The 26,544-nt window shown below is 68.1% G+C and carries 37 protein-coding genes; 7 read left to right on the top strand and 30 right to left on the bottom strand.

What is annotated here, in order from left to right:
* The first annotated feature begins 2 nt into the window (after positions 1–2).
* The 5 genes from JNB62_RS13245 to JNB62_RS13225 all read left to right on the top strand — a co-directional run bounded on the left by JNB62_RS13245 (position 3) and on the right by JNB62_RS13225 (position 2,889).
* Positions 3–536: a type II toxin-antitoxin system PemK/MazF family toxin gene (locus JNB62_RS13245; protein WP_220301381.1), complete on the top strand. Its 534-nt coding sequence runs from the start codon at positions 3–5 to the stop codon at positions 534–536.
* Positions 537–573: 37 nt separating this feature from the next.
* Positions 574–1,674 (top strand): serine hydrolase domain-containing protein, encoded by a 1,101-nt coding sequence (locus tag JNB62_RS13240; RefSeq protein WP_220301380.1) that lies wholly within the window; start codon positions 574–576, stop codon positions 1,672–1,674.
* A 303-nt stretch (positions 1,675–1,977) separates the two neighbouring features.
* Positions 1,978–2,118 (top strand): hypothetical protein, encoded by a 141-nt coding sequence (locus tag JNB62_RS13235; RefSeq protein ID WP_220301379.1) that lies wholly within the window; start codon positions 1,978–1,980, stop codon positions 2,116–2,118.
* A gap of 38 nt (positions 2,119–2,156) precedes the next feature.
* Positions 2,157–2,444: a hypothetical protein gene (locus JNB62_RS13230; RefSeq protein WP_220301378.1), complete on the top strand. Its 288-nt coding sequence runs from the start codon at positions 2,157–2,159 to the stop codon at positions 2,442–2,444.
* 67 nt (positions 2,445–2,511) lie between these two features.
* The gene (locus JNB62_RS13225; protein WP_220301377.1) at positions 2,512–2,889 is read left to right on the top strand and encodes a PH domain-containing protein; all 378 of its coding nucleotides are present in this window, start codon (positions 2,512–2,514) and stop codon (positions 2,887–2,889) included.
* A gap of 85 nt (positions 2,890–2,974) precedes the next feature.
* On the opposite strand, the gene JNB62_RS13220 is transcribed toward JNB62_RS13225, so the two are convergent.
* From JNB62_RS13220 to JNB62_RS13105, 24 genes are all read right to left on the bottom strand, one after another.
* A complete protein-coding gene (locus JNB62_RS13220; protein WP_220301376.1) occupies positions 2,975–3,289 on the bottom strand; it encodes a hypothetical protein in 315 nt (104 codons plus the stop codon).
* Positions 3,286–3,684, bottom strand: coding sequence for a hypothetical protein (locus JNB62_RS13215; RefSeq protein ID WP_220301375.1), 399 nt, complete (start codon positions 3,682–3,684; stop codon positions 3,286–3,288). Before JNB62_RS13215 ends, JNB62_RS13220 begins: the two co-directional genes overlap by 4 nt.
* 29 nt (positions 3,685–3,713) lie before the next feature.
* Positions 3,714–4,901, bottom strand: a complete 1,188-nt coding sequence (locus JNB62_RS13210) for a hypothetical protein (RefSeq protein ID WP_220301374.1) — start codon at positions 4,899–4,901, stop codon at positions 3,714–3,716.
* Positions 4,885–5,112 carry a hypothetical protein gene (locus JNB62_RS13205; protein ID WP_220301373.1) on the bottom strand — a complete coding sequence of 76 codons (228 nt, stop codon included), beginning with the start codon at positions 5,110–5,112 and terminating at the stop codon, positions 4,885–4,887. Before JNB62_RS13205 ends, JNB62_RS13210 begins: the two co-directional genes overlap by 17 nt.
* Positions 5,113–5,134: 22 nt before the next feature.
* Positions 5,135–5,788 (bottom strand): hypothetical protein, encoded by a 654-nt coding sequence (locus tag JNB62_RS13200; protein ID WP_220301372.1) that lies wholly within the window; start codon positions 5,786–5,788, stop codon positions 5,135–5,137.
* A 9-nt stretch (positions 5,789–5,797) separates the two neighbouring features.
* Positions 5,798–6,790, bottom strand: a complete 993-nt coding sequence (locus tag JNB62_RS13195) for a hypothetical protein (protein ID WP_220301371.1) — start codon at positions 6,788–6,790, stop codon at positions 5,798–5,800.
* Positions 6,787–7,881, bottom strand: coding sequence for a hypothetical protein (locus JNB62_RS13190; RefSeq protein WP_220301370.1), 1,095 nt, complete (start codon positions 7,879–7,881; stop codon positions 6,787–6,789). The genes JNB62_RS13195 and JNB62_RS13190 overlap by 4 nt, the downstream gene beginning before the upstream one ends.
* Before the next feature lie 10 nt (positions 7,882–7,891).
* The gene (locus JNB62_RS13185) at positions 7,892–8,080 is read right to left on the bottom strand and encodes a hypothetical protein (protein ID WP_220301369.1); all 189 of its coding nucleotides are present in this window, start codon (positions 8,078–8,080) and stop codon (positions 7,892–7,894) included.
* Between the two features lie 10 nt (positions 8,081–8,090).
* Positions 8,091–9,332, bottom strand: a complete 1,242-nt coding sequence (locus JNB62_RS13180) for a hypothetical protein (RefSeq protein WP_220301368.1) — start codon at positions 9,330–9,332, stop codon at positions 8,091–8,093.
* Positions 9,333–9,348: 16 nt separating this feature from the next.
* Positions 9,349–10,986, bottom strand: a complete 1,638-nt coding sequence (locus JNB62_RS13175; RefSeq protein WP_220301367.1) for a phage tail tape measure protein — start codon at positions 10,984–10,986, stop codon at positions 9,349–9,351.
* 6 nt (positions 10,987–10,992) lie between these two features.
* Positions 10,993–11,166: a hypothetical protein gene (locus JNB62_RS13170; protein ID WP_220301366.1), complete on the bottom strand. Its 174-nt coding sequence runs from the start codon at positions 11,164–11,166 to the stop codon at positions 10,993–10,995.
* 44 nt (positions 11,167–11,210) lie between these two features.
* Positions 11,211–11,573, bottom strand: coding sequence for a hypothetical protein (locus JNB62_RS13165; RefSeq protein ID WP_220301365.1), 363 nt, complete (start codon positions 11,571–11,573; stop codon positions 11,211–11,213).
* Positions 11,574–11,587: 14 nt separating this feature from the next.
* Positions 11,588–12,163: a hypothetical protein gene (locus JNB62_RS13160; RefSeq protein ID WP_220301364.1), complete on the bottom strand. Its 576-nt coding sequence runs from the start codon at positions 12,161–12,163 to the stop codon at positions 11,588–11,590.
* Between the two features lie 2 nt (positions 12,164–12,165).
* A complete protein-coding gene (locus tag JNB62_RS13155; protein WP_220301363.1) occupies positions 12,166–13,185 on the bottom strand; it encodes a phage tail tube protein in 1,020 nt (339 codons plus the stop codon).
* On the bottom strand, positions 13,182–13,457 hold the full coding sequence (locus JNB62_RS13150; RefSeq protein WP_220301362.1) for an SAP domain-containing protein: 276 nt from the start codon (positions 13,455–13,457) through the stop codon (positions 13,182–13,184). Before JNB62_RS13150 ends, JNB62_RS13155 begins: the two co-directional genes overlap by 4 nt.
* A 9-nt stretch (positions 13,458–13,466) precedes the next feature.
* Positions 13,467–13,955, bottom strand: a complete 489-nt coding sequence (locus JNB62_RS13145; protein WP_220301361.1) for a hypothetical protein — start codon at positions 13,953–13,955, stop codon at positions 13,467–13,469.
* Positions 13,955–14,758, bottom strand: coding sequence for a hypothetical protein (locus JNB62_RS13140; RefSeq protein ID WP_220301360.1), 804 nt, complete (start codon positions 14,756–14,758; stop codon positions 13,955–13,957). The genes JNB62_RS13145 and JNB62_RS13140 overlap by 1 nt, the downstream gene beginning before the upstream one ends.
* A gap of 12 nt (positions 14,759–14,770) precedes the next feature.
* Positions 14,771–14,998, bottom strand: a complete 228-nt coding sequence (locus JNB62_RS13135) for a hypothetical protein (RefSeq protein WP_220301359.1) — start codon at positions 14,996–14,998, stop codon at positions 14,771–14,773.
* 72 nt (positions 14,999–15,070) lie between these two features.
* Positions 15,071–16,462 (bottom strand): TMF family protein, encoded by a 1,392-nt coding sequence (locus tag JNB62_RS13130; protein WP_220301358.1) that lies wholly within the window; start codon positions 16,460–16,462, stop codon positions 15,071–15,073.
* A gap of 124 nt (positions 16,463–16,586) precedes the next feature.
* Entirely contained in the window at positions 16,587–17,378 is a 792-nt protein-coding gene (locus tag JNB62_RS13125; RefSeq protein ID WP_220301357.1) for an HK97 family phage prohead protease, read from the bottom strand.
* A complete protein-coding gene (locus JNB62_RS13120; protein ID WP_223231140.1) occupies positions 17,375–18,535 on the bottom strand; it encodes a phage portal protein in 1,161 nt (386 codons plus the stop codon). The genes JNB62_RS13125 and JNB62_RS13120 overlap by 4 nt, the downstream gene beginning before the upstream one ends.
* A gap of 5 nt (positions 18,536–18,540) precedes the next feature.
* Positions 18,541–18,711 (bottom strand): hypothetical protein, encoded by a 171-nt coding sequence (locus tag JNB62_RS13115; protein WP_220301355.1) that lies wholly within the window; start codon positions 18,709–18,711, stop codon positions 18,541–18,543.
* A gap of 16 nt (positions 18,712–18,727) precedes the next feature.
* Positions 18,728–20,272 carry a terminase large subunit gene (locus JNB62_RS13110; RefSeq protein ID WP_220301354.1) on the bottom strand — a complete coding sequence of 515 codons (1,545 nt, stop codon included), beginning with the start codon at positions 20,270–20,272 and terminating at the stop codon, positions 18,728–18,730.
* Complete coding sequence (locus JNB62_RS13105; RefSeq protein ID WP_220301353.1) at positions 20,208–20,723, bottom strand: hypothetical protein; 516 nt, start codon at positions 20,721–20,723, stop codon at positions 20,208–20,210. The genes JNB62_RS13110 and JNB62_RS13105 overlap by 65 nt, the downstream gene beginning before the upstream one ends.
* A gap of 125 nt (positions 20,724–20,848) precedes the next feature.
* Here JNB62_RS13105 and JNB62_RS13100 point away from each other — a divergent pair, with 125 nt between their 5' ends.
* Positions 20,849–21,433, top strand: coding sequence for a hypothetical protein (locus JNB62_RS13100; RefSeq protein WP_220301352.1), 585 nt, complete (start codon positions 20,849–20,851; stop codon positions 21,431–21,433).
* A 26-nt stretch (positions 21,434–21,459) separates the two neighbouring features.
* Here JNB62_RS13100 and JNB62_RS13095 read toward each other — a convergent pair whose 3' ends face one another.
* The 3 genes from JNB62_RS13095 to JNB62_RS13085 all read right to left on the bottom strand — a co-directional run bounded on the left by JNB62_RS13095 (position 21,460) and on the right by JNB62_RS13085 (position 23,168).
* Entirely contained in the window at positions 21,460–21,765 is a 306-nt protein-coding gene (locus JNB62_RS13095; RefSeq protein WP_220301351.1) for a recombination protein NinG, read from the bottom strand.
* Positions 21,762–21,914: a hypothetical protein gene (locus tag JNB62_RS13090; protein ID WP_220301350.1), complete on the bottom strand. Its 153-nt coding sequence runs from the start codon at positions 21,912–21,914 to the stop codon at positions 21,762–21,764. Before JNB62_RS13090 ends, JNB62_RS13095 begins: the two co-directional genes overlap by 4 nt.
* A 339-nt stretch (positions 21,915–22,253) precedes the next feature.
* Entirely contained in the window at positions 22,254–23,168 is a 915-nt protein-coding gene (locus JNB62_RS13085) for a hypothetical protein (RefSeq protein WP_220301349.1), read from the bottom strand.
* Positions 23,169–23,245: 77 nt separating this feature from the next.
* On the opposite strand from JNB62_RS13085, the gene JNB62_RS13080 reads away from it, so the two are divergent.
* Complete coding sequence (locus JNB62_RS13080; RefSeq protein WP_220301348.1) at positions 23,246–23,941, top strand: hypothetical protein; 696 nt, start codon at positions 23,246–23,248, stop codon at positions 23,939–23,941.
* Between the two features lie 115 nt (positions 23,942–24,056).
* Here JNB62_RS13080 and JNB62_RS13075 read toward each other — a convergent pair whose 3' ends face one another.
* From JNB62_RS13075 to JNB62_RS13065, 3 genes are read right to left on the bottom strand one after another with little or no spacing between them, the layout of a single operon-like run.
* Positions 24,057–24,962, bottom strand: a complete 906-nt coding sequence (locus JNB62_RS13075; RefSeq protein ID WP_220301347.1) for a hypothetical protein — start codon at positions 24,960–24,962, stop codon at positions 24,057–24,059.
* A complete protein-coding gene (locus JNB62_RS13070; RefSeq protein WP_220301346.1) occupies positions 24,959–25,459 on the bottom strand; it encodes a hypothetical protein in 501 nt (166 codons plus the stop codon). Before JNB62_RS13070 ends, JNB62_RS13075 begins: the two co-directional genes overlap by 4 nt.
* The gene (locus JNB62_RS13065) at positions 25,456–26,523 is read right to left on the bottom strand and encodes an Lsr2 family protein (protein WP_220301345.1); all 1,068 of its coding nucleotides are present in this window, start codon (positions 26,521–26,523) and stop codon (positions 25,456–25,458) included. Before JNB62_RS13065 ends, JNB62_RS13070 begins: the two co-directional genes overlap by 4 nt.
* Positions 26,524–26,544 lie beyond the last annotated feature (21 nt).

Genomic DNA, 26,544 nt, shown 5'->3' with positions numbered 1-26,544 from the left:
CCGTGGCCCGCGGCATCCTCTCATCCCTTTTGAACGCCTTCCTTCCCTCCCGCCGGCCGTCGACGTCCACGGCGCCTGGGCCGGCGGCAGGAGCGTCCGGGCCCGGCCGCTACGGCGCGAGCGCGACGCGCGAGATCGCACCGCCCCGCAAGGGCGAGCTGCGCATCACGTACGCTCCGGTGCGGGACTCGGATCCCGACGCCGGCGAGATCGTCTGGACGTGGGTGCCGTACGCCGAGAACGACGGTCGCGGCAAGGACCGCCCCGTCCTGGTGATCGGCAGGCGAGACGCCGACACCGTGTACGCCGTCAAGCTCACGAGCAAGGCGCATGACGGTCGCCGCGACTTCCTGCCGATCGGATCCGGCGCGTGGGATCCGCAGGGCCGGCCGTCGTGGGTCGACATCGACCAGTTCTACCTCGTGCACCACGACGGCATGCGTCGCGAGGCCGCGGCGCTCGACGCAGAACGGTTCGTCCGCGTCGCCGCCGAGCTGCACCGCCGCTACGGCTGGGTGGTCGGCGAGCCGCGCTAGGCTGAGCGCGCCCAGCCCACCGACGGAAGGCGCCCGCGTGTCCGAGACCCTGCGAGCCCTCCTCGCCCGTCATGTCGCTGCCGGGACGATCCCCGGTGCCGTGGGCGTCTACGGCGACGACGAGCCCGTCGCGGTGGGACTCGACGCGCCGGACGGCGATGAGCTGCCGCCGGATGCCGTCTTCCGAATCCAGTCGATGACGAAGCCGGTGACCGCCGTGGCGACGCTGCGGCTCGTGCAGGACGGCGTGCTCGCACTGGACGATCCGATCTCGACGTGGCTTCCCGAGCTGAGCTCGCCACACGTCCTTGCGCATCCGGACGCCCCGCTCGAGCACGCCCGTCCGGCGCGCCGGCCCATCACGGTGCGCCACCTGCTCACGAACACGTCGGGGTACGGCATGATGACGACGGATTCGCCGCTGCGTACGGCGATGGTCCATGCCGGCATCCACGCCGGCCCCGAACCGGTGCCGCTGAGCGCGCAGGACTGGCTCGACGCATTGGCGGCGCTGCCTCTCGCGTTCGAACCGGGGGAGGGATGGCGCTACCACCACTCCTTCGGAATCCTCGGCATCCTGCTGGCCAGGGTGGGCGCCGGCTCCACGGAGGACGTGCTGCGGACGACCGTGTTCGATCCTGCGGGCATGCTCGACACCGGGTTCACCGTGCGGCCAGGTCAGGAGCACCGCCTCGTCGCCGCGTTCCGGCGCACGACGGACGGGTTCGTGCAGACCGAGCCCGCCGGAGCCGGCTTCTTCGTCGCGCCGCCGTTCGACGTCAGCCACTCCGAGCTCGTGTCGACGGTGCCCGACTTCCGTTCGTTCCTGCGCGCGCTGGGAAGCGGCAGCCTGGTCGACCGTGCGCTCGTGGACGAGCTGCGGCGCGATCAGGTGCCAGCCGCCGCCAAGACGCCCGACAGCTTCTTCCCCGGGTTCTGGGACGGCACGGGATGGGGGTTCGGCGTCTCGGTGGCGACGGACGGCCCGCGTCGCGGCCGGTTCGGGTGGTCGGGCGGACTGGGCACCGACTTCTTCGTCGACCCCGACGGCAGTGCGTGCGTCGTGATGGCGCAGGTCGAGCTCGACGACCAGGTGTTCGGCATGATCGGCGAGCTGCAGTCGGTCGGCGGTTCGTGACGCCGATACGCGAAAACCCCCGGCGAACCGGGGGTCTCGTTGTGGTGGGCGATACCAGACTCGAACTGATGACCTCTTCCGTGTGAATGCCTCTGGACTGGTGTAGCGTCGTGTAGCGCCGTGACGTGCGACGTTCAAAACACCTGGTGCGGCGGCTTATCCAGTGAAGTGCGGTGTAGCGGTGTGGGGTGCGGTGAAGCCGGATCATGCCCCACGTTTGCCCCACGCCGGCGGCCGCGACGTATCCTCGGGATCGTGATCGACGATGGTGCACAGCTGCGATGCCCCCGCGATGGAATCGTCATGCGCGACATCGACGGCGGTTGGGAGTGCCCGTCGTGCGGGCACGTGATCGCGCCCGTCGTGAAGATCTCGATGCCGCCTGCGTTCCGCGGGCCAACGCTGCACGACGGCCCTCCCTACGACGAGGGTGACGGCGAGTAACCTGGTTGATCTCGGCCGGAGGAAGTGGGGTTCTCCTCGTGGCCGACTGGCATCCGATCATGGCCGCTGTCGAAGGCCCGACCGGCGTGTGGCGGATGGTCGACCCGGCAGGGCTCGAGTACGGGCTCGTGGAGCTGCGTCGCGTGGCCGGCGGCGCCGAGGTGCGCTACAAGGCGGCGTTCGATGGCGAGCTGCTCGGCTGGTCGACGACGCTGCGGGAAGCGTGCGCGCGGGTGCACTACGCATTCATAGCGGCACACGGCCCTGGTGGCGCGCCAAAGGCCGACTGGGGTGAGCTCACAGGAAACGGTCGTCGCCGCTTGTGATCCGGTAGCGTGAGCGCACTGGCGCGGCATTGGGGTCCGCGCCCCGAGCTCACAGGAGTGCTCCACCATGGCCGAAACCGCCGCCATCCTCGCCTGGACGCTGCAGCAGGAGATCCCGACGCCCGCCGACGTCAACGAACTGCTCGTCGAGGGCGAGTCCGCCGTCGCGTCGTTCAAGACCTTCCGCGACTCGGCCACGTTCACGACGAAGCGACTCATCGTTCGCGACGCGCAGGGCATCACCGGCAAGAAGATCGAGATCTACTCCCTGCCATACAGCTCGATCGAGATGTGGTCGACGGAGAACGCTGGCGGGCTGCTCGATCGCGACGCCGAGGTCGAGCTCTGGACCAAGGCTGGCCACATCAAGGTCAAGCTCACGAAGGGTGCCGACATCCGCCGCATCGACAGCCTTCTCGGCTGGGCGGTCCTCAACAACCACTGACCGCTGCGCGCCCCGTAGACACGACGAATCGGCCCCGCCTGCACACGGAGTGCAGGCGGGGCCGATTCGTTCGCGTACGGGGCGCTCAGGCGGGCGGGGATAGCTTCGCTTCGAGCTTGCTGGCCGAGTCCTTGGTGACCAGTGCATACGACGAGGTCGCGACGACGAGCACCAGGAGTACGAGCGCCGGCCACGCCGGGATCGTGTCTCCGGTGAGCAGGTAGTAGAACGCGAGCACGATCGCCGTGAGCAGGAGCGACACGACGACCGCGACCAGCTTGCGCTGCCACGCCTTCTTGACGAACGGGAGCGCACCGTTGAGTGCGCCGATCGCGTACGGCGAGAAGAACGCCAGCAGCACGAGCACGCCGGCCGGCGCGGTGGGAATTTCGAGATTCACGGATTCTCCTTGAGTTGCTTCTCGATGCGGCGGACCCAGCCGCGGAGTTCTTCGAACTGATCGGACGCCGCACGACGATCGTCGGCCGCGGCCTTCCGGTCGTCCCGGTTCTCCGCTCGCAGGCCGCCGATGTCGCGACGCATGTCGCCCTGTTCGATGACGAGGGTCTTGACCATCGCCTCGACGCGGTTCATCTGGTCCTTCGTGGATGACCCTGAGTTGGGGCGCAGCTCGTGGTCTGCCGTGCGGGTGCGTTGCAGGATCACGACGAGCACGGTCGCGGTGGGTGTGGTGATCGCGCCGATGGCTGCCGCCGTCGGCGCGTCGATGCGAGTGGCCGCCATGACCCAGACAGTCGCGAGGATGCAGGCCGTAGCCGTGACGGCCGGCCACACCCACCGCGGTACCCGGGATTGACGAGCCGTCACTGGGCGAGCCGTTCCCGTTCGCGACGGTCCTGTTCGTCGGCGGCCGCGACGGCGAGGCGCTCGACGTCCTCCGCGGAGAGCCGGTCCAGCGAACCGATGAGCAGCGGCGCAAGCTGCGTCGCGAGGGCCGCCTCGTCGACGTCTACGGAGGTGGCGCCGACCTGTGCTGCGATGGATGCGAGGTAGCCGCGCGCCTCCCAGAAGACGCCGGGGATCCAGTTGCCGTTCTGGTCCTGCGCCTGGATGCCGTGCTTCCAGACTTCGATGGCCAGTTGGGCGGGGTCGACCCCGACGGCCGCGCGGACGTCGGTCGCCGAGAACCGGATCCGCCCGGACAGGCGGCTGTTGTTGACCGGATCGGCGGCGGAACCGCCGACCATCTCACGGAGGCCGTACCGGTTCACCTGGCCTTCGATGAGATCGCCCGACCAGGTCGTGATGCGCACGGGCACGGGCAGCGGCTGTCCCTTGTCGCGCCACCAGACGTACGAGTTGTACTCGTCGGTCGACAGCGGCCGGAGCGGGCCCTCCGCGTCCTGGACGTACGACACGCCCTTCTGGATGAGGCCCTGAGCGCCGTCGCTGGTTGCCACGAAGATCTGCATGGCGTCGTCTCCCTTGGGTTCGGGTGTGAGTTCGGTGAGGCGGTACACGCCGTCGGCGCCGCGGGTGAGCGTCACGCCGTACTGCGCCTCGAGTTCGGCGAGCGCCTGGTACGGGCGGCGGTCGATGATGTGCCAGGGCTCGTCGATCCCGGCGATGGCGCGGGTGATCAGCCCCACCTCGAGGCCGTACCGCTCGCAGATGCCCTTGAACGTCGCCCACGGGATGCGCCAGTAGTCGCCGATGTCGAACGCCATGGCGTCGACCCGCACCCAGTTGGTGAACGGGTAGGCCATGTTGCCGCCGTGGCTCGACGACCCCGCGGAGGCTGCAGCGAGGCAGTTGCCGGCGGCGCACGCGTTGGTGCGGCCGATGACCTGTTCGTCGTAGTCGCGGTAGGCGTTCATGCCCGGCGAGATGTGCAGCGTGACGCCCGTCTCGCGTTGCACATCGCGGCGCACGAGGTACCACCGCAGCGCGGAAGCGGGGGTGGAGACGTGGCGGCCGCGACCGGTGGTGCCGGAATCCAGCTGCACCAGCGCCGCTTCGGGGACGCGTCCGTTGCTATAGGAGTACGGCACGGAACCCGCCCCTCCCGTCGGGCTCGATCATCGACTCGGGCACGTTGGCGATGACGCCCTCGCACGAGACGACGACCCACGTCGGCTGACCGTGGCGGAGGACGTACGCCGAGGGCGACCGGTCGTCGCTCGCGTCGAGATCGCGGAGAGCATCGGCTGCCTCGGCAGTCAGCTCGACCGGCGCCGGCGGGTTGAGAGATTCGATCGTCATCGTCGGCATCCCCTTCTCTGGTTCAGACCGGGAACGCGAAGGAGAGGTCCATGGCGACGGACCCCGCTGCGCCAGCGATCACCAGCCCTGCCGTTGTGACGTGCACATTGACGCCCTTGGTCTGAGCTGAGGGACGCGAACCGACGGGCAGCGTCATGAGCGTCTCGCCAGCGGTGATCGTCGCCTTTGCTGCGGCGCCTGTGCCGAACACAATCCGACTACGACGCTGGATCCTCACGCCCGTCCACCCGGACGCGACGTAATCGGACCAGCCCGCCGCGTACGACGGAGCGGTGGGACCGTAGTCCTGGATCCAGGCAGTGCCGTCCCACCAGCCATCGAAGCCGTTGCTGATGCACTGGTCCCCCGCGACGAGGTACGCACTGTTCGAGGTGGTCCACGCGTCACGGGCGGCGTCGTTGGCGAACTGCAGGGTTCCGGAGAACGGCAGCCACACGGTGCCGTTGTACGTGTACTCGATGCGGTGCAGGCCGCGTGCATCGGCGCGCGCGACGAACACCGGGTAGACGCCGATGGCGGCCGCGACCTGGTTGGCCTCGACCGAATTCGCAACCGGGATGACGTCGTTGATCGACAGGATGGCGGCAGCGATCGCGGCACGAGACGGAACCTCGCCGGGCGCCAGGGTTGTGTGCTTCTTGACGTCGGTCGACATCGGCTTCTCCTAGACGTTCTTCGTGTAGCGGACTTGCAGGACGAACGACCCAGGCGTGCCCGTGCCGCCGAACCCGCCATAGGCGCCACCGACAGCAATGAGCCCCTTGGCTGCACCGGTGCGGAACGCGTTCCGCATGTTCGCGGTGAACGCGAGACCTCCCCATGCGCCGGGCGCAATGGTGCCCGTTGCTGCGGTCTCGCCGGACCCGGACGGGGCGCCGCCGGGCTTCGAGGCGTGCGCGGATCCCTGCACGGCGAGCGCTGCGGACAGGCCGTTCGTGTCGGTCTTTTTCGCGGCCATCGTGATCTCGTCGATCGAGACAGCGCCGAGGTTTACGAGCTGGTCGCCGTAGGTGGCGAGCCCGATCAGCAACCCGGAGTTGAAGCCGCTGCCCTGGTAGATGTCGCTGCGGCCGCCATAGCGCGTGGTGTTCCAGGAGTCCCAGCCGTAGCCGGTTCGGTACGTGCCCGACCACTGCGGGGTGATGGTGGCGGTCGCCGAGACCGTCCCCCCGCCGCCTGGTGCCGCGCCGCCGCCGCCGCCCGGTGCGGTGGTGGTCGACGGGCCGAGCGCGATGACGGGCGCGCCCCAATCGTCGAGCATGACCCAGGCGGACTGCCCGACGCTATACGTGCCGAGCGGTGCTGGGATCGTGGCGCTGACTCCCGCGACGGTGACCGTGACGGTGCCGGATCCGGTGGCCGTGACCGCGCCGAGCTCCGCCGGCTTGCGGGGAAAAACTGCGCCGAGCACGAGAACCGGACGCGCGCTGGTCGGGTCCAACTGCACGCGAGCCAGTGAGCTCACCGAGTAGCGGGCGGCGATCGCCGGCAGCCACACGTCTCCGCCTCGGACCGCGACCCGTACACGCGCCTTCGCCGGATCCACTTCCAGGACGGGTGCCGTGATCGTGAGCGCAGTGTCGTCCTCCTGGCCCGGGCCCTGAGCTGTAGCCCGGGCCAGGAGGCCCGAGATGTTGAGGATGCTCGTGTCGTTCACGTGAGCCCCACATCCACCCGCATCGCACCGTCGCCGGCAGTCAGCGGCATGTCGTACGCAGTGACGTAGCCCCACAGCTGGTCGCCCTCGCGGAGCAGTTCGACAGGGTCGTCGAGTTCGAGCCGTGGATCCGGCGCGATCTGCGCCGGCACGATCTGCGCCGGGCGGGATGACGCATCGAGGTCGGCCTTCGCCGCGGCGGTCGCCTCCGCCAGATTCGTGACGGCTCCCGAGGACCACTTCTTGGTGACGATGCCGTAGTCCCCGTTGACCGACATCGGACCCGACGTGATCGCGGAGATCCCCACGACGTCGGCGGTGTCCGAGCCCTGCGTGGTGACGGCCACCAGGTTGGGCGCGCCCGCGCGCGAATCGGCGCGCGGCGCAGAGATTAGTGTGCCTCGCGCCCCATCCGTGAGCGTGATCACCGGAGCCGGGACGGCCGGCAGCGGGGCGCGGAAACGCGCCTGCCCCCACGGGTCGATGCGCAGCAGTGCCGGCCAGGCGGCGGCGAGCTCGCGCCACGCATCCAGTCGTGACTCCGACCAAGCGAACGCCTGCGGCAGCGCGCGATCGATGAGGCCAGCCTCGAAACTCACACCCATGCCCGCCGGGGCCAGGCGCCTCGCCTCCGAGATGAACGTCGCGGTGCTTGACGGAGATGTCGGCGCGGTGAGCTTGTCGTCGCGCGGCCGCGCGAGCAACGACTCACCCTTCACTGAGATCAGGCCGGCGTCGTCGTCATCCCAGTCCTTGACCTGGTAACGGCCTACCCGCGTCTCCCACGCGGTGCCGGTGATCACGGAGACGACCACGACGGTCACGTCCAGCACCTGCCCGTACCTGGCCAGCGGGTGCAGGGTGTCCGTTCCCGGACGCCAATCGGCGACGTCTTCGCCCTCAGCGGCAGCTGCGAACCGCGGGACCGTGAGCGAGACCTCCTCGATGACCTCCTGGTCGACCTTGCCTGTTGCTCGGCCGGAGATGATCGGTACCGTGCTGGCGAGCAGGCGGCCGCCGAGCCACGACGTCACGCGGGAGTACCAGAAGCATGCGCCGGCGATCACCTCGTCGGGGGCACCATCACGCATGCGCTCTCCTTCAGCCGGGGCGGGTGACCGCCAGCACTGTCGATATGGCCGCTTCGAGGACGTCGCGCGCGACGCCGGCCGTGAGCGTTTCGAGCCCGATCGCTGCGAGCTGCGTCTGGACCTCGGCTGCGACAGCGTCTGTCTCTTCGGAGGTCAGGCCGCGCCACATACAGGCGGCCGCGATGGTCAGTGCGATCACTCGCGCTCCCTCAGATCAGCGTCCAATCGGCCGCGTCGAACTCATCCCACGTGTCGAAGAGCTCGTCAAAGGTCCCGTTCGGGACGGTCGCGCCACGAGAGATGGTGGGCGCCGAGTACTCGAGCAGGTTCCCGGCGACGACTCCGGTCGCCGCCATGCGGGCACCCAACGCCAGCCCGGTCATTCCAGCAGGGGCGGTCGCGGTGACCGACACCATCTGCCATGCACCCGTGAGCGTGGCCGCGGCGCCGGTCACGACAGTTCCGCCCGACCACTTGATCCCCGCCGACGCAGACCGGCCCGCGGTGCCCTTCACCCGGCAGGTGAGGGTGATCACGTCGCCCGGCGCAACGGGTCCGCCGAGGCTGGCCGCGGCCGCGGTGAACGCGGACTCGAAGATGTCCACGGCGGTCGCGGCGGCCGTCGCGGACGCCCGAGCGTAGTTCGGCGTCGAGTACCCACCGGACGTAACCAGCGACAGCGTGCCGTTGGTGGCCGCCCACCCCGCGAGCGATGCGAACAGGGTGTGCCACGACCACACCCGGTCGGCGACCGCGACGTCGAAGTCCTCCCACGTGAACGCTGCCAGTGGAGTCGACGGCTGCGGGTCCGAGATCTCCCGCACCGTGAGATTCCATCGCCGCCAGGTGTCACCGCCCGTCGTCAGGAGCTCGTCGCTCCAATCCAGCACGACGCCAAGAACGACCGACTTCAGGTCGCGCATACCCGGAGAGAGTCGCCGGACGATCGGGCGCCCCGAGTCGAGGATCTCTTCCAGCACGGCAGAGTCGGCGCCCTGCGTCTCGAGCACCCACGAGTACTCAGCGGAGCCCGGGACGTCGAGGCGGGCCGCCGGGTCGGTGCGACCTGCGATCTCGAACGTCGACGATCGGATCGTCCGCTTGCGCGGCTCTGTCACGGACGCGACCTCGACACCGACGACGGTGAGCCCGTCGACGGTCTGAATCACGGCCACGTCGGTCGACGTCACGGTCACCGGCGCCGCCGTGTAGGTGACGCCGGCGACCAGTGCCGAGTACGTGATGGGGGTGTTCAGTGCCGACCTGTTGTCAACGAGCAGGATCTGCGACCCGCCGGAGACACCCTCGCCGCCCGGCACCGGCCAGCGCGACCCGTCCGGCGCGGTGCCCACTACCGTGAACGCAGCGCCCGCCGGTGCGCCGTTGAGTGCGATCTGGACGGGCTGCGGATCCGCTGCCGATAGCAGCACCGCGGTGAGAGTCACCGGCATTGGTCATCCCTCCCGGTCAACGGGCGAACGCGGCAATCTGCTTCTGCACACCCGCGACGATGCGCGGCTGCAGCATCTCCGCCGTCTTCCCCGCGAGGTAGTCGAGATCCTCACGTGCGATCCTCACCGGCCCGTTCGCGGACGCCGACCGCGCGCCAGCCGCGGCCGCGCGCTGCAGCTCGGCCACGTAGGAGTCGTATGGCGCGATCACCTCGCGGCCGCCTGGGTTGTCTCCGACCATCGCGAGCATCGGGCCCGAAGTGATCGTGCCCGTCGCGAGACGTGGGATATGCACATTCGGGATGAGGTCGATGTGGACACCGAACGCCCCGCCCACGGCGTTCACGCCGCGGATCAGGTTGTTGATGAGTCCGATCGCGCCATTAACGCCGCCCTCGATGAAGCCGATGATGCTGTTCCAGATGCCGCGGAGGATGCCGACGAATCCGTTCCAGGTGTCCTTCCAGATCTTGTCGATCGCCGCGAGGCCGAGGGCGATGATGTTCTGGACCCACGTCCAAGCAGTACGGATGGGCGCGACGATCCAGTTGTTCCACGCGTCCGAGATGAACCGGCCGACCCCGGCCCAGAACGAATTCCAGGCGAGCCCGAGGTTGGCGAGACCCGTCGTCAGCCAGGTGATGAATCCAGACCAGATGTCGGTGATCCATTTGACGACGGTGTCCCAATTGAGCACCAGGAGCACGATCACGGCGATCAGGGCGATGATCGCGAGTGCGATCCACACGACCGGGTTGGCGAGGAGCGCGATCGTCGACGCCCAGATCGACGCGACCCACGCCCAGATGGCAGGCACGAGCAGCGCGAGGATGACGCCGCCGACGGTGGCGAACACCCACGCGTTGTCGCTGATCCAGCCGATGAGGGACGAGAACGCCGGGATGAGGTCAGTGATGAGGAAGGACTGCACAGACGTGATGACGGGGAGCAGCTTCTCGCCGATGCTCTCCTGCAGGTCTCCGAAGGTCGCTTCGAGGATCTTGGCCTTGCCTGCGCCCGTGGTGCCCATCGTCTCGGCCAGGCCACCGACGGTGCCGTCGAGTCCGGACACGATCTGATCGAAGTTGCCGGCCGAAGATCCCGTGTCGGTGAAGTCGATGCCGACCGCCTTGAGCGCCCGCCCCTGGCCCATCACCGCTTTACCCATCGCCTCCGCGGAGGTGGTCAGGTCACTCCCCGTCTTGGTGGCGTAGTCGAGCATGAGCGGGGTGAGCTTCTGGATCTGCTCACCCGTCAGGCCGAACTGAGCGAGGGTCGCCTGGGAGGCTGCGATCTGGTCGTCGTCGAACCCGGTCTTGGCCTGCAGGGCCGAGTTGAGTTCGCGCAGCTTCGAGATATTGACGTCCGCGATCGCCGGGAACTTCTCGTACGCCCGCTCGAGCTCGGCCTGCGACTGCTCCGCCTCCTTGAAGGCGTCGACGCTCTGCTGGCCGAAGTCGACCACCTTCTGGGCGACGTTCTCGATCCCGATCGCAGCGAGCGCGCCGCCGGCGACTGCGGCGGCGTTCTTGAAGATGGAGCCCCAGCCGCCGGCTTTGGTGCCGAGGTCGTTGCCGAACTGGTCGACGACCTTGTTCGCGTTCTTCGCGTCGCCCAGAATGCGGACGGTGAAGTCGGTGGAGCTCGATGCCATGTGGCGTCACCTCCTGCGGATGGGCGTGCGGGATGTGCGGTGCTTGGCCGCTTGCCGCTTGGTCTCTTCGACGTGCTCGTCGTACGCGATCGCGAGCTGCAGCCAGTGGTGGAGCTCCAGCTGCTCGATGTCGTGCAGGGTGTGATGGAAGACGTGCCCGATCCCCACGAACCGGCGCATGATCTGTTCCTCGATCCACGGTTCCGCGGCGAGGAACTGATCGACTACGCCTGAGCCGGTGCGGGCGCGTCGCCGTCCGGAGCGGAATCCGCGGGGAGCTGGTGAGGGTCCGCGGGTTCCTCCGCCTCCCTCTCGTCTCCGGGCTCCTCGATCGCTTCGAACGCGTCGGGCTCCTGGTCGAGCAGCTCGTCCCAGTCCGGCGTGAAGCCGGCGTTGGTGAGCGCGAAAAACGTGGCGATGGGGATGCCGAGCACGTCGGCCTCGCTGACCTCGTTCTGCATCCGCTCCATCGTCCAGCCGGTCGCGCGCTGGAAGTTCGCGATGTCACGGGTGCGGCGTTTGACGACGAGGGTGTGTCCCTCGGCTGCGGGTGCGCTTTCGAGGCGCACGTTGATCTTGACCTTCACGGGGGTTCCTTTCGTCAGCCGCCAGCGGCGGCGAGGGCGTCGTCGACAGCACGGGTGATGCGGTCGCGCATGTTGTTGCGGAGCTCGTCGGTGACGGGGCCGAAGAAGTACGGGGAGCCGAACTGGACGGCCCACTCGCTGTCGTTCCCGAACACGGGGTGACGGAACTCCTTCGACTGCCAGACGCGCGCCATGTTCGAGCCGCCGACGCGCGGCCCGTTGGTCTTCACCTCGACGCCGTCGCGGGATGCTGCGGTGACGACGCGGGTGCGCAGCCCTGCGGCGATCTGGTCGCGCAGGTTGCTCACGCCGCCCTCGCGGGTGTCGCCCGGCTGGTAGGTACGGCGGAAGGCGAAGTAAGGCTTGTCGCCGTTGCGCGGCGTGATGAGCCGGAGCTTCTTCTGCGACGAGCCGACTCGCGGTGGGCGCTTGGCGAGCTCGGCCCGCTGTGCCGCGATGATCTCCTCGCCTGACGCCCGAAGCTCGCGACGGAGGTTAGTCGCGAGCTTCGGGTTGATCGCCTTGAGGCGGTCGATGACCTCTTTCAGGCGGGGCGTCTCGATGTCGAACTCGGGCCCGCTGAGTGGCATCGTCAGAGGGCGGTGTCGGCGGTGCGGACTGCGAGGTACAGGGCGTGCGCCGCGACGAGGCCGTCGAACGCGGTGAAGTCCAGCGCCTGCGTGATCACGTCGCCGCCGTTGGACTTGGGCAGCTCGCCCTCGAACCGGATGTCGGGGATGGTGATCTGCACGGTCGGCTTCTGCCCCGCGGTGATGTCGGCGGCCGCGGCGAAGGTGGCGACGAGCGCGATCGGCTGCTGGTCGCGCACAGCGTCGCGCAGCGTTGTCGAGTCGTACTCGGCTGTCACCTTGCCCTTCACCTCCGCGAGCTGCACCGCGCCGCGGCGGGATCGCTTGCCGTTGCCCCCGAGGTTGTACCCGTTGTCGTCGAGCTTCTGGTCGACGGACAGCGAGAAGTCGCGGATGTTGCCGGCCGCGGTGCCGCCCGTCGCGAGTGCCGTGGCGGTGGGGACGGTGACGGCCCCACCGATGACGATCTGCCCAGAGATGAAGCTGAACAGCTCGGCAGCGCTCGGGTACGACGGCGTCGCGTAGGCGATGGTGGTGTCGACCTCGCGGGCCGTCCACGAGGTCTTCAGCTTGAGGACCTCGCTGTTGCCCATCGACATTTCCCACGAGGTGTTCGTCGCACCCTTGAAGGTGTAGGCGTCGACGAGGTCGGCGCCGAGCCGCGGGATGCCCTTCTGGATCGTGAGGGACGGCAGGTAGTCCGTCTTCTGCAGCGTGAACAGCTGCTGGTACAGGCCGGCCGAGACGAGCGTCGAGGTCGCGGTCCCGAAGAGCGCCTCGTAGAGAGTGCCGAGGCCTTTCGACAGCACCTCAAGCTCGATGTCGCCGGCGCCGCCGTCCTTGACCAGCGAGCGGCGTCCGGAGCGCGCGAGCCGGGATCCCGGCCGCAGGCCGTTGCCCTGGTAGAAGGTGCGCTCGAAGTCGAGGGTCTCGCTGGTGAACTCGGCGAAGCGGTCGACCGTGACGGCGGTGCCGTACGTGGTCTCCTTCTTGAAACCGATGGAGCAGTCCGCCTGGATCATTCGCCTTCCTCCTCGGCGTCGGCCGCGGCGATCGCGGCGCTGATGTCGGCGGCCTTCTTGAGGCCGGTGATGTCGATACCGCGTTCGGCGGCGATCGCCTTGAGCTCGGGGACGGTGGGCTTCTTGGCGAGCTCGTAGAGCTCGTGCTGTTCGAGGAGGCTGGCGGCGATGTCGTCGTCGACCTCGAAGGGGACGCCGGCCGCGACGGGTTCGAGGACGGTGGGGATCTCCAGCTCGCCGAGTGGTGAGCGGTGGATGAGCTGCTTGGTCACGGTCGGCTCCTAGCTGGTGAGGCGGGTCTTGGCTTCGAAGATGGTGATTGCGGCCGCGAGACGTCCCTGCACGCTGTCGCGTTCGACCTGGGCGTCGTCGGTGGCTTGCCGTGTGAGGCGAGTGTGGCGGACGTTGAACCCGTCGAGGATGCCGGCGAGGGTCGTGTTGGTCACGCGCACGTATCGCTCGAACTCAGCCATGCGGGCGTACATGTACTCCTCGGCAGCGGGGCCCGCGAACTCGGGATCCCCGAACCTCGTCACCCACCAGGTGACCTCGAGGTTGAGCGTCTCCTCTGCGGTGCGCTTCGTATCCATGGTCGCGAAGGTGTCGACGTTGTCGACGCCGTGGAACTCGACGTACTGATCGGGGACGTTGGTGCCGACCCTGCCCCAGCAGACGAGGAACTCCGGGTTGCTGGTGGCCCACAGTTCCTTCGCCGCCGTGAACATCGCGAGCTTGTACTGGTGCGTAGCGATCGCGAGCTGAGCGGGCATCAGGCGGTCCCAGGCAGTGCGTGATGGTTGCCGATCAACTCGATGACCCGGTTCGGGACGGCGAAGCCGGACCTGGTGAGCGACGTCTGGCGTGGGTCGAGCACGACCGGCTCGGAAGGCGCTCCGCTGAGTGCCTGCTGCCCGACCTGGATCAGGTGTCGAACGAGCTCGCGCGCGGCGAGCTGCACCGACGGCGATGTCTGCTCGGACCCGGTCTGGTACGTGATGACGACGTTCTGGATCCCGGGCGAGAAGCGCGACCCGGCGGGCTTCGAGTAGACGATCGCGGCGTTGAGGTTCGGGATGTACTTCTCGGTCGTGGTGCCGTCGACGGTGACAGAGAGGATCTCCGTGGGGCGTTCCCAGAGGGCTACGCCGGTGCGGCCGCCGTCGGCGTACTGCTCGACGGTGCGTGCGAGCAGCGCGCCCGCGATGTCTTCGAGGACCTCGGTCGCGGTCGCGATGTAGAGGCGCAGCTTGTCGGCCTCGGCTGCCACCTGCGCCGGCGTCCACTTGAGACCCTGCACGGCGTCGGCGACGCTGATGAGGAACCGGGGATCCGCCGGCCACACCTCGAGCGTGTCGGTGTAGGTGGTGGTGGGCGCGGTGGTGTCGGTCCAGTGCAGTACGTAGCGCCCGGGCTGGGCCCCCGGAACCGTCGCCTTGTAGACGCCGCTCGTCTCAGTGACGGTGGGTGCCGGCGTGAGGGTTGTGCCGTCGGGCTTGGTGACGGCGAGGGTGACGGTATGCCCAGCGCCCCGGGTCCACTGGACCTCCGTCTGGGTTCCGATGTCGATGGGCATACCGTCCTCCTGTCACGCCTGCGCGGGCGGTGTGCTCGCTGCGTTCGACGTGGGCGCCTTCGCCGACTGGGCGTTGCCGCGGCCGCCAGTGACGCGCTTGATCTCGGCGAGGACGTCGGCCTCGCGTTCCTTGTTGCCGTAGCGCTTGTATCCCGCGAGCTCGACCTTCAGGCCGTCGAGGTACTCCTTGCGCTGGTTGCCGGCGAACTCCTTGTCGGCCGGCTTCTTGCTCTCCGCCATGGCGGCTCCTCCCGTTGGGGGTCGGGATCGTGGAGGCCGGAGCGGGCGGATGCCCGCCCCGGCCGGTCACGATCAGAAGGTGGGTGCCACCAGACCGGTGCCCGAGATCTTCTGGGCGTGCGCGCGACGCGTCGCGGTGTAGGCGTAGTAGCCGTACACGACCAGGTCGATGTCGAGCTTCTTGGCCTGCGACTGCTCGGCCTTGATGAGCACGGGCGCGTTCGGGTCCTCCCAGAGGTGGTTCTCCGACTGGGCGCCGAAGTAGATCTCGTCCTGGTTGGTGCCCGCGCCGAGGTTCGTCGCGACGTTGTTGTCGACGATCACCGGTGTGCCGTTGGGCAGCACGCCACGGAAGCCCGCACCGTACCGCTCACCGAAGTTCTCGCCAGCCAGCTGCGCCGCGACGCCCGGCTGCCCGAACAGCGGCCACGTCGACGACAGCTGCGTCTGCAGCCAGTACCACCGACGCGAGTGCATGACGGCGATGGTGTCGCCGAGCATCACGTTCAGCAGCGCTGCCTCGACCGCAGCCGCGCCGCCGATGAGCTTCGGGTAGAGCTCAGTGGCGGTCGGCGCACCCGACGTGTAGGTGATCGCGGTCGCCACGTTCGTGAGACCGATGGTCGCCTTGTTGAGCAGCTTGCTGTCGAGGTTCATCGCCCAGGCCCCGAAGAGATCCTGGACGATCGTGTCCTCGACGCCGACGCCACGCTCGACGCCCTGCCGCGACACGGTCTGGGCGCCCGATGCGGTCGCCACGTTGATCGTGAGCAGGGTGTCGTCGATGTCGGTCTCCGACGCCGCGGCGTGCTCCGCCGCCTGGTCGTCAACCGTCGAGCCGGTCGTGACCTTGCCGATGTTCACCGTCATACCCGTCTCGGGCAGATCGTGGTGGCGGCAGGCGTCGGCGAACGGACGGCCGGCGCGGGCGAGCGGCGCGAACTCGTCGACCAGGTACTGCGGGACGACGAGGCCCGAGAAGTTCGCCGTGCCGCCGGCGCGCTCGACGAGCGGGTGGCCGGCGCGTTCGCGCTCGACGCGCTCCTCGGACATGTGACGGGCGAGGCGCTCGTTGGCACCGGCGTCGTTGCGCATGAACTGCAGCACGACGTCGCGCGCGAACTCCATGCCGCGGCGGTCGTTCTCGCGCGTGTACGTGCGAGGCTCGGCACCGACTCGCGCGAGCGGGGCATCGGCGGCGGTGGAGTGCCGCTCCTGCGCCTGCTCCGTCGAGCGCTGGTCGGCTTCCTGCTCGGCGCGCACGGCGGCGAGCTGGGTGTCGACCTCGGCGAGTGCGCTGCGCGCCTGGGCGAGCTCGGTGACGATGGCGAGCGAGCGAGCCTGCTCGTCGTCGGTCATCACCTCGCGTGCGGCGAGCGCGGTGCCCTCGGTGCGGAGGGCTTCGATCTGGGCGGCGTGGGCTGCTCGCTGCGCGTTGAGCCGCGCGATGAGCTGTTCGAACATGATCTCTCCTCAAGTAGTGGGATTCATGGGTGCGCGGTGCGTCGCTCATCTGGCGTCGGCCGTCCGTCATCTGCATGGGCCGAATGCGTGCGCGGTGGATCCGTGGCCGGTCGGCGACGGAAGTTCAGGCGATGGCGGCGCGGAGCTCGTCGCGAGCGAGCGCGGCGGACAGGGCGAGGGATGCCGCGGAGCGCTGCGTCCGCTCCTCGACGGTGGCGTCGCTCGCCTGGTCGACGTCGGCGCCGCTGAGGCGCTCCTGCCCGCGCGCGACGAGGGCGCGCAGCACGGGCACCGGAAGGTCGTCGACGGATGCGAGCGCCTGCTTGCTCCGGGCGCTGATCGACGTGTACGGGTTGGCTCCGTAGTTGACGGCCGACACGTCGCCGCGGTCGAGGTCGACCTCGGTGATGGTGAACTCGGTGAAGTCCATGTTCCAGTTGCCGTCGGTGATGCGGAACGCGAACGACATCTGGTCGACGTCACCGTCGTCGACGGCGTGGCGCAGGTCCTGCACGTCCTGGCGCTGTGCGTTCAGCAGCGCCCGCATGGCGAGGCTGCCGGCGTCGTCGGTCCAGAGCGTGAGGGTTCGGGAGACCTTGGTGCGCGCCATCGTCATGCCGCGGTGGTTGAGCAGGAAGGCGACGTCCGGCATCGCGGCGAGCGTCTTGTCGAAGGCGCCGCGGGCGACCTTCTCGGAGTAGGGGCCCCAGAAGTCGTACATCTCGTACCAGGTGTCGACGACGGAGGCGACGCCTTCGAGCTGCACGAACTCCTTGCCGTTCTGTTCGATGATGCTCGATCGCAGCTGCGCGGCGAATGCCTCACTTCGCAGCTCCGACGAGGGGATGGCACGTGTGCCGCTGCAGGCCGCGCGGCGGCCGGCGATGTCGGCTTCCATGGTGGCGGTGAAGGTCATGCGTCGACTCCGATCGTGTAGCCGGCGCGGTCGGTCGGCTGGGACTGGTTCGGGTACTGGGCGGGGAAGAGAGCCTGGAACTCGGCCATCTGCTCTTCGGTGTAGGGGCCACGGTTGAGGAGCTCGCGCGCCTCGGATGGCGCGGCGAGGCGATCGCGGACCTGCTGGCCGAGCATCCGCGAGACGGTCTCGGGATCCATGCGGAGCAGCGCGTCGCTGTTGAGCTTCACGAACCGGGGTGCCGGCAGCAGCTTCGACAGCGCCGTCTCACGGCGCTTGATCGCTGGGCCGAGGTTCATGACGAGCAGCTGCAGGTTGCGCTGCGTGATGTTCGCGTAGGTGATCGAGGCGCCCGACACGTTCGCATCGATGAGGTCGCCGGGGACACCGAAGTAGCGGCACATCTCGACGTCGCTGAACTGCATCGCGGCGATGAAGTTCGCCTGCGCTTGCGCGGCCTCGATGGGCTTGTACTCCCAGTCCTTGCCGGTGACCATCGGGTCGCCGTTCTCGATCGAGAGCTTGTGGCGCAGCTTGATCGCCTCGGCCTCCCTTGTCGGCACCTTCGCCTCGGAGTACTTCAGGTGACCGATAGGGACCAGGCCGCCACCGAACCATGCGGCAGCGAACTCCTGTGCGGCCGCGTGCTGCTGTAGCGCGAGCGCGGCATAGAACACGGGTGAGAGGCCCACGACGACGCCGGATGCCGTGAACTGCCGCTCATGCCAGAGGTGCTCGCGCTCGGTCTTCTTGCCGGCGATGTAGTAGGTCACCTTCCCGGCGACCGAGGTGATGCGCACGTCCTCCTGTGCGACGAGGTCGATGCGACGCGGGAGGTTGACGCCGTCGCGTTCAGTGATGAGCCCGACGGTGTTGCCGACACTGTCGAGATCCGACTGCGTCGAGTAGAGCCACTCGACGATGTCGACCTCGGACCCGCCCGGCTCGACGAGGATGGGCGGCTTGGGCACCTCGATCTGACCGAACGACGTCTTGCGGAACGCGTCGACAGGGAGGGTCGAGATCAGGTCGCCGCGGAGACGGATGCACGCCCAGCCTGCGGACTGGGCGAGCGCGCCCTTCGTCGTCCGCGACTTCCGCCACCCACGACTGGGGATGAGGCTGGACAGATCGGCGTCGCGACGCTCACGGAACATGAAGCTCACTTGCGACCTCCACGTGATGCGAGCAGAAACGAGACACCGATGAGCATCACGCCAGCGGCGATGATCGCCACGGCTGCGCCGAACGCGAGCCAGATCCCGGTGACGATGAGCACCAGGCCGATCAGCTCGAGCACCGTCGTGAGAACGGCGATCGTCTTCGCGGTCATGAGTGCCTCCATCGGGTCAGGCGAACGTCTGCAGCAGGTCGTCGACGGGCTGCGCCTCGAGCTCGACCTGGTAGGCCCAGGGGGCGATCGAGCACGCGACGAGCGGTGAGATGACCGTGGTCGAACGGATGCTGTCCCAGATCCGCGGGCCCTTCTCCTTGGTCCACGTCGCGCCGGCGATCGCGATGTGCAGGGGGCCCTGCCCTTTGCGCCCGGTGTGGAACACCCGCGGCGCAGGGTCCTCGTCTGCGGTGAACTCTTCGGCGTTGCCGCACCCGTCGAAGTACTCGCCAGCGGCGCCGGCGTAGTCAGCGCGGCTTAGCACGACGAGCTCGATGCCGGCGCGAGTGAACGCGTCTTCGAGCGTGGGGGCCTGCCCGCCTGCGACGCAGTAAACCCGACGACGCATCTTCGGGTTGCGGTCGAAGATGGCGCCGGCCTCGGCGACCACCCAGTGCGGGGCACGCTCGTGCTTGATGAGCTCGGACTGCATGTCGCCGGCGCGGTTCACGCCAGCCCACGCGAGGCTCGCCCACGACCGATCGTTGGTGACATCGAAGGTGAGAGCGCGCAAGCCGACGATGATGTCGTCTGTCTCGGTGTCCTGCCAGTACTCCTCGTTGAAGAGCGCACCCTCACCGAGACCTAGGTCGGCGATGTTTCCCGTACCGCGCTTGAACGCGCGGATCTTCTTGGGCGTGGTCGCCTGAGACGCTTCGTGCTGCACCTCTTCGATGCGCAGTGTGTGACCGAGTGACGGGATCCGCCGGCGCCAGGTCGACTCGGCGAAGGGATCCTCGTCGTCTGCGAATGACCAGTCGAAGAACGCGACGCGGCCGAGGTCGCCGTCGTTGGCGGCGAACCGCTCGCGGAGCTCGGCGGTCTGTTCGTTCCAGTAGATCGACCGGGCGTTGCCCTGCGTTGACTCGACGAAGAGCTGCGCGTTCGGGTTGGTCTTCATGGCCGGCTGCATCGCCTGGATGTACCGGTCGTCCTTGTGCGCCATGGCCTCGGTGATCGCACCGAGCGCGATCGTGTCGCCGTGGCCCGACTCCTCGTTCGAGTTGAGCGGCTTCTCGACGGATCCGTTGATCCACTTCACGTGCGGGTTGTTGTTGTTCTTCGAGGGTGCGCCCGGGTCAAGCATCCTGCCGAGCGGCGTCGACTTGACGAGCTCGGCGTGCTCGATCATCTTGATCACCGCGGACTTGCCCTCCTGCGCGGCGAACTGGATGGTGAGTGGCTTCGGGGTGTCGAGCGCCGTCGTCGCCTTGAGGACAATGACGAACGTGGTCTTGCCGACCTGACGCATGCACGTCAGGTACGCCTCGCGATAGATCCGGATGCCGGTCTTCGGGTCGACCTCGCCGATGACGTCGGCGACGTACTGCTGCCATGGCATGAACGGCTGCTTGAGCAGACGGGCAGTGATGCCCATGCGGGTGCCGTACGTGGGGTTGTTGAAATTGCGCAGGGTGCCGAACCGCGGCGGGATGTCAAGGTACGAGGGGAACCCCGAAGCCTGCAGCTTGGAGCGCGACCGCGACTGCCGAGTTGTCATCGCCCTCCTTCTGGGTGCGCAGGGATCTGAGCACCTCGAAGAGTTGGCGGGAGTACTGCGACCGCACGTTCGGCGGGGTGCTCGGCTCGTCGATGTCGCGTGCGAGCTGCCGGGCAAGGACGGAGAGAGACCGGTGGAACGGAACCTGCAGGCCGGCGTCGATCTCCTCGATGTCCTTCTCGACCGCGGTCTCCATCTCGCCGACCTTGCGGCGATCGTTCTGCCCGGCCTTGCGTGTCGTCGCCGGCTTCGTGTCGTTAACCGTGTCGTCGGACGGCGGCTCGACGATGTGCATCTGAGCGCGCGCCTCGGCAGCGGCCGCGTTGGCGCGCTGCTCCTTGCGCAGCGCGGCCATGCGGGCCTTGCAGCGATCGCAGGTTGTGCCGGTCTTGCGCTCGATCCGGTACCGCTCGGGCGTGCCGTGCGGTGGCAATTTCTGCCGTGACGACATCGCGGCCCCCACGGTAAGAGAGAGAGAAAATGAACACGGCGCGGTCGGGTCGGTCCCGTCAGACGCTAAAAATCGGCCGTCGCTTGGGCAGGTTCAGCAGCCGCGATCACGGATATAGTGCGGCAATGAATCCTGATGTCACCGTGGTTGTGGAGCAGCCGTTCGACTTCATCACCGCCGTGGTGATCCCCGTCGCGGCGATCCTCATCAGCGCATTGATCGCCATCTTCATCGCTGGTGGCGAACGTCGCTCTTCAGATAAGGCCCAGGTGCGCGCCCAAGCGGCGAAGCTCATCCAGGCGTTGAACGCGCTAGGGCGCACCGCGTTTAGCGACGAGGACGACGCGAACACTGTGTACGCACAGTACGAGCAGGAACTCAACGCCTTCGCGGCGTACCTAGGGAAGCGCGATGTCGTGGTAGCGAAGTTCGTCTGCGTCGTCGTCGATCGATTCGACCGGTACCCGAGGCGCAACATGGGTCGAACGATGCTGTGGGTGGCGACAGCCTTGGAACTCTGGCTACGCGGAGTTCTCACGTCGAAGGACTTCGCCAACAACATGCCGAGCGATACGTCCGCGTGGATCGAGAGGATTGATCTTGGGCAGTGGGATGCAGTGCTGCGCGGCGAACCCGCGACGGGCGTCACGGATGTGGTCGAAGAGGTGCAGAAGGTCGCGGCCCGCCAGGATCGCCCCGTCGGGGGCTGACGTCGAGCACATGGTCACGCTCATGCTCACGCCCAGTCGGGTGAGACGGTGAGGTCGTTGGCTCGTGCGCCGCGGCGCTTGGCGTTGGTGATGGCTGCGCCTCCGGCGGCGTTGCACGGCTCGCATTGCGGGCCGTAGTTGTTCGGGTCGTAGGCGAGCTCGGGTGCTATGTCCACGTCGATGTGGTGGCCGAGCGTCATGTGCTGGGGGTGACCGCGGCCCTTGGTGGCGTCGAGCATCTTGGGGCACGTGATGCACTGCTGGTACCGCCCGCGGCTCTTGAGCTCGAGCACACACGCCTGATACTCGCGGGTGTGATGCAACCAGCTCACCGCCGACCTCGCAGGTCCGTCGTGAACAGCCACCAGACGAACGAGCCGAAATAGCGGCGGCAGTAGGTCGCGGCGACGACGCCGGCGACCAGGCCTGCAGCGCTTGCGATCGCGACGCGCATCTCAGACGAGCTGGGTTGCTGCGGCATCCGGGTTGATGCAGTCGCACTCGTCAGCCGCCCAGACTGAGGGCCAGCTGTTCCCGTGGATGCAGGCGACCATGTGCTGCGGTACCGTTGCGCGACGTCGCGGCATGGCGACCTCCTCGTCGATGGTGCCCCTCGGCCCGACCCGACGAAGGGCCGAGGGGCTGCACGCTCGGGAACCCCCGCACCCTGGCGTGCACCGTGCGCTCTTGGATGCTGCACGGTGGCCTGACATGACGAACGCCCCGGGCGTTGGCCTCGGGGCGTCTGGCGGTAGAGACACTTCTACCGCGTGATCGTCACTGTAGCACTTCGAAACGACAGCTTGCCGCGGCGAGCGCGTCAGTCGTCGGCGTGTCGCTTCTCCGGGGCGCGTGTCGGCGCGGGTCGATCCTCGGGCGCGTGGGGCTCGGGCGCGTGGGGTTTGGTACGGCGGACGCGGTACTTGGTGATGGCACTGGCGTACAGCGTGAGGGCGAGGAGCAGTGCTGAGTGTGTCCAGTCGACGGAAGCTGATATGCGGGTTGAGAGGATGCCGTTGCTGTCCTCGCTGAGTATCTCGACTGAGGAGTAATGGGTGGCTCGGCTTGCGGATGGGTGGGTGAGCCCGCTGATCAGTCGCCAGATGCTGGCGGCGTATTCGCCGGGAACGTCGCCGAGCTTGCCGACGTTGCGAAGGATCGTGACGGTGGCCGGGAGGCCTGATGCGGTCGTTCCCCAAACGAGGCCTGCGTTGTCGCTGAGTTCGCGCACCTTCGCGCGCAGCGTCTCACGGCGTTCGTCGATCTTGGCTTGTCCGGCGGCGAGGAATTCAGCTGTCGCCTGCCCGAAGAGTATGCCGCTCTTGACGACTTCCGCGTGCATGTCGTCGTCCCACTTCTGTTCGGTGATGCGGGCGCGAAGGGACCGTTGGACGCGTTCCCTGTGGCTCTCCGGTTCGAGCACCCAGAGCGCCTGCGCCGACGCCTCGATGATGGAGCGCAGGAGGGGGTAGTGGGCGTGGAGGGGGAGTTGGAACGTGTCGTCGACGATGAGGAGGCGTTCGAGGGCGCGGACCATGTCCGACGCGAGGTTGAGGTAGCTACGCACTTGGTGTGAGAGATTGAGCCAGGCGGTCGCTCGGTCGTCCTCCGCGAGCTGGGAGTGCGGCAGGGGTTCCGCGCCTCGAAGCTCGTCGTATCGCGCGTTCGCGGCGACCATCATCGAGAGTCTGCGCAGGACTTGCTCGGTGAGATCGAGATCCCCCTTGTCGGTCATGCGGAGTGGTTTCACGTGTTCGATCTTGTCGCAGTTGTGGTGGCTTCGACGGACAAGCGTCGTTAGGGTGGCTGGTCATGGGGAATCCAGCAAGGGAGCTTCACGAGCTGTACGGCGCGTGGCGGTCGACCGTGGCGGCGAGTTCGAACGGGACGCTGGCGTTGCAGCAGATTGTCAATCCGACAACGGCAGATGGGGCGGGGCAAGTTCTGCGTGCAGCCCGCTACCTCGTGCGCATCAGCGACTTGCTGTCGGAGATGGAACGCCAGGGTGCGCACGTTGGTCTGTACCGCCGCCAATTCCCGCGGTGGGTGCTTCCGGTCGTCGGTTACAGCGGGTGGCAGAACCAGATCGGCGCCGAGACGGTGATGCCTGAGGCCGACTTCGACAGTCTCGAGGGTTTCGCCAACTACCTCGATGGCAAGGTGGCCGTCTTCAACACTGGTGGGGAGGCAAATATCCGCCAGATCCTTCGGTCCGCTCGCGATCTCCTCGAGCAGGATGACAGCCTCGACGACGGCTTGAAGATGTACATCCATCGCTTGCTGTCTGAGATCGAGCGCGCTCTCGATGATGCTGCCGTGGGGGCGTCGTACGACTTCGCCGCTGGCGTGGAGCAGCTCTACGTCGCGGTGCGGGCTGCTGCGGGAGCGAGCACGAAGGCGAGTGGGCTCTGGCGGGATCTCGGCGTCCAGTTCACGGCTGGCCTGCTATCAAGCGGCGTTCTTCAAGGTGGTACTGCGATCCTGGCGGCGATCACGAGCGGGGGCTGACTCTCCCATCGCGTCGCCCCGCGTCATCGCACGATCGGCCGCTTGCGCGATGCGTTCGAGTTGCCAGCCGAGTGGGCGTCGACGCCCGTGGTGCGCTCGGGGATCCCGCAGTCGGTCATGTCGGGTCTCCTTCGGTGGGGGTGATGCGGTCGAGCGGGATGAGTTCTCCGCCGCTGTCCACGTCGATCCAGACGGCTGCCCTTTCGTCCTCGTCGAGGTGCGCCTCGGTAGTGGTGATGGTGGCGTGGCCCTGGCGGTTGCCGCGGGTGATGGTGACGGCCTGCCCGATCGAGTACTGCCGGTTGAAGGCGTCGCACTTGTCGATCTCGGTGATCAGGTCGACGAGGCGTTCGATGCCGGCGACGTCGGTCCAGGTGGCTCCGCACACGGCGCATGCGGCGAGCGCGGGGCGGTCGGGGTTGGTGGGCCAGAAGGTGATGGTGAGGGCGCGTTGTTGGATGTCTTCGCCGTCGTCGTCGATGGTGACGTGGGTGTTGCGGCATTCGGGGCAGTAGGGCTGTTCGACGCGGCGGGGTGGGTTGAAGTGGTTGTCGATGAGGTCGCGGATGCGTTCGAGGCGGCGGTGCATGGTGCGGAGCGCGTCGGTGTTGAGGCCGGTTTCGGGTGTGTGGTTGTAGCGCTGGATGCGGCGGGTTTCGGCGTCGGCGGCGGTGAGGCCGCGGGACCAGGTGTTGAGGATCTGTTCGAGGCTGCCTCTGGTCGCGGGTTCGTCGCCGAGGTCGACGGGGAGCGCTTGGATGCGGGTGGTGATGTCTTCCCAGAGGGTCATGGCGGCGGCGTCGATGGGGATCCGGGTGGTGCCGCCGCGGCCGGTGCCGGTGGAGCCGAGTGAGGGGCGGAGTTCTGCGCGGAGTTCGGTGACGAGGCCGAGGCGGACGATGCCGGATGCCGGGTTGGGTGTGGAGACGTTGGCGAGCTCGTCGACGAGGGCGAGCACCTGGTCGATGGTGACCGGGTGCTCGTCCTCGGCAAGCGCGTCGGGCCGCGGGTCGGCGCTCACTCCTCGGCCTCCTGCGCGGCTTCGAGAGCGGCGCGCGCCATGAACGTGAACCAGTCGCCCGGCTCCCTGTCGGCGCCACCAGCGTCCGCGCGCTGCTCGCGCGCCGAGTAGTCGATGTCGGCCGCGTTCAGCGCCGCGCGGATGCGCTCTACGTCCGCGTCGGTGATCGGCCCCTGTCGGCGGAACAGGATCGGGAAGATGCGCTCGACGTCTGTACGACGCTCCCGGTAGTGCTCGTCGCGCACACCGCGGTCGGCGGTGTCCGTGTCCCACTCGATCAGCGTCCACGTCGCCTTCTCGATCAGCTCCTCGCGCTCGACGTCGATGGGTGGCACGGTGACCACGGGCTCGATGAGTGCAGCGAGCGCGAGCGCTTCGCTGTAGTGGAAGTCGCACGCGTCGGGGAGTGTGCGATCGCGATTTGGGATGTGACCTCCGCGCTGGCACATGCGGTACGCGATGGCCCCGGCAATGCGGTGGCGGAGTGTCGCACTCATCGACGGCCCCCGAACCAGCGGCGGCGGGCCGGCTTCGCGTAGGTGATGGATTCGCGTCGAGCGGCCTCGACATACAGGTCCTGCAGGACGCCGGCGAGCCGCTCCTCGTCGGCGAGACGGTGGCGCATGAGCTCGTTCGAGGTGTCATGGTAGAGGCCGGACCAGATGGAGGCCGTCTGCAGCGCGGCTCGGAGGTCGACGGTCAGCTGCGTGATCTTCTCCTGCAGCACCGACGTGTCGGCGTTCCACTTGGCGAGGGTGGTGTCGAGCGCGGCGTGCGCCGTGGCGAGCTGCTCCTCGGTGTGCGCGAGCTCCTGCTCGAGGCGCACGGCCAGTGCGCGGGCGCGTTCGATGTCCTCGGGGATCGTGACATCGGCCCACTCGGGTCGGGGCCCTGCCGGCTCGGGGACGATGGTCACCCGATCGAGGTGGGCCTCGACGATAACCTGCTGCCCGATCGCGACGGGCAGGTCGGGCTCTCCGTCGGCCTCACGGTTGAGCTCGACGAGCTCGGCGCGCTCCCGTGCGGCTGCCATCGCCTCGTCGAACTCGGCCGGGTCCATCGGCGTGGTGTTGTCGGATGCGAGCTGACGAACGAACGGGCCACAGTCGCCGTCGTGGTTGGCTTTCTGCGAGCACCAAACGATGACCGGCTGCCCGTTGTACTCCTCGTCGTACGTCTTCGAGCAGAGTTCGGGGTGCCCCATCGCCTCGCCCTCGGCGTCCAGCGTTCGTTCTGCTGGGGCCTCTTCCACTGCCTCCGGCTCACCACCGGGCATGTCGTGGGGTTCGGGGTCCTGAGCGCTCTCTGCAAGGGGCTGTGCAGCGTTCTGGGCGGTCGGGTGGGCGTCGTCGTACGCCTGGCGGACGGCGGTCGGGATGCGGCCGTGCGTAGGGCAGTCGACGCCGACGTGCTTGGCCCAGCGGCGGATGTCGCGTGCGGCCACGGGTGCGGTCTTCTGCGGCGCCTCGGGCGCTTCTCCGACGACGTCGTCGGAGACCTCGGGAGTGGGCTCGACGGTGAGCGGCTTGGACGTCTTGGCGACGTCGTTGGGGGTGGGCATGGGGGTCTCCTTGGGTGTGGG

Origin of the sequence: Microbacterium jejuense (assembly GCF_019511665.1) — a bacterium.
In the GTDB taxonomy this organism is placed as follows: Bacteria; Actinomycetota; Actinomycetes; order Actinomycetales; family Microbacteriaceae; genus Microbacterium; species Microbacterium jejuense_A.
Note: the sequence above shows the minus strand (reverse complement) of the source record. Positions and strands in the feature narration are given on the sequence as shown.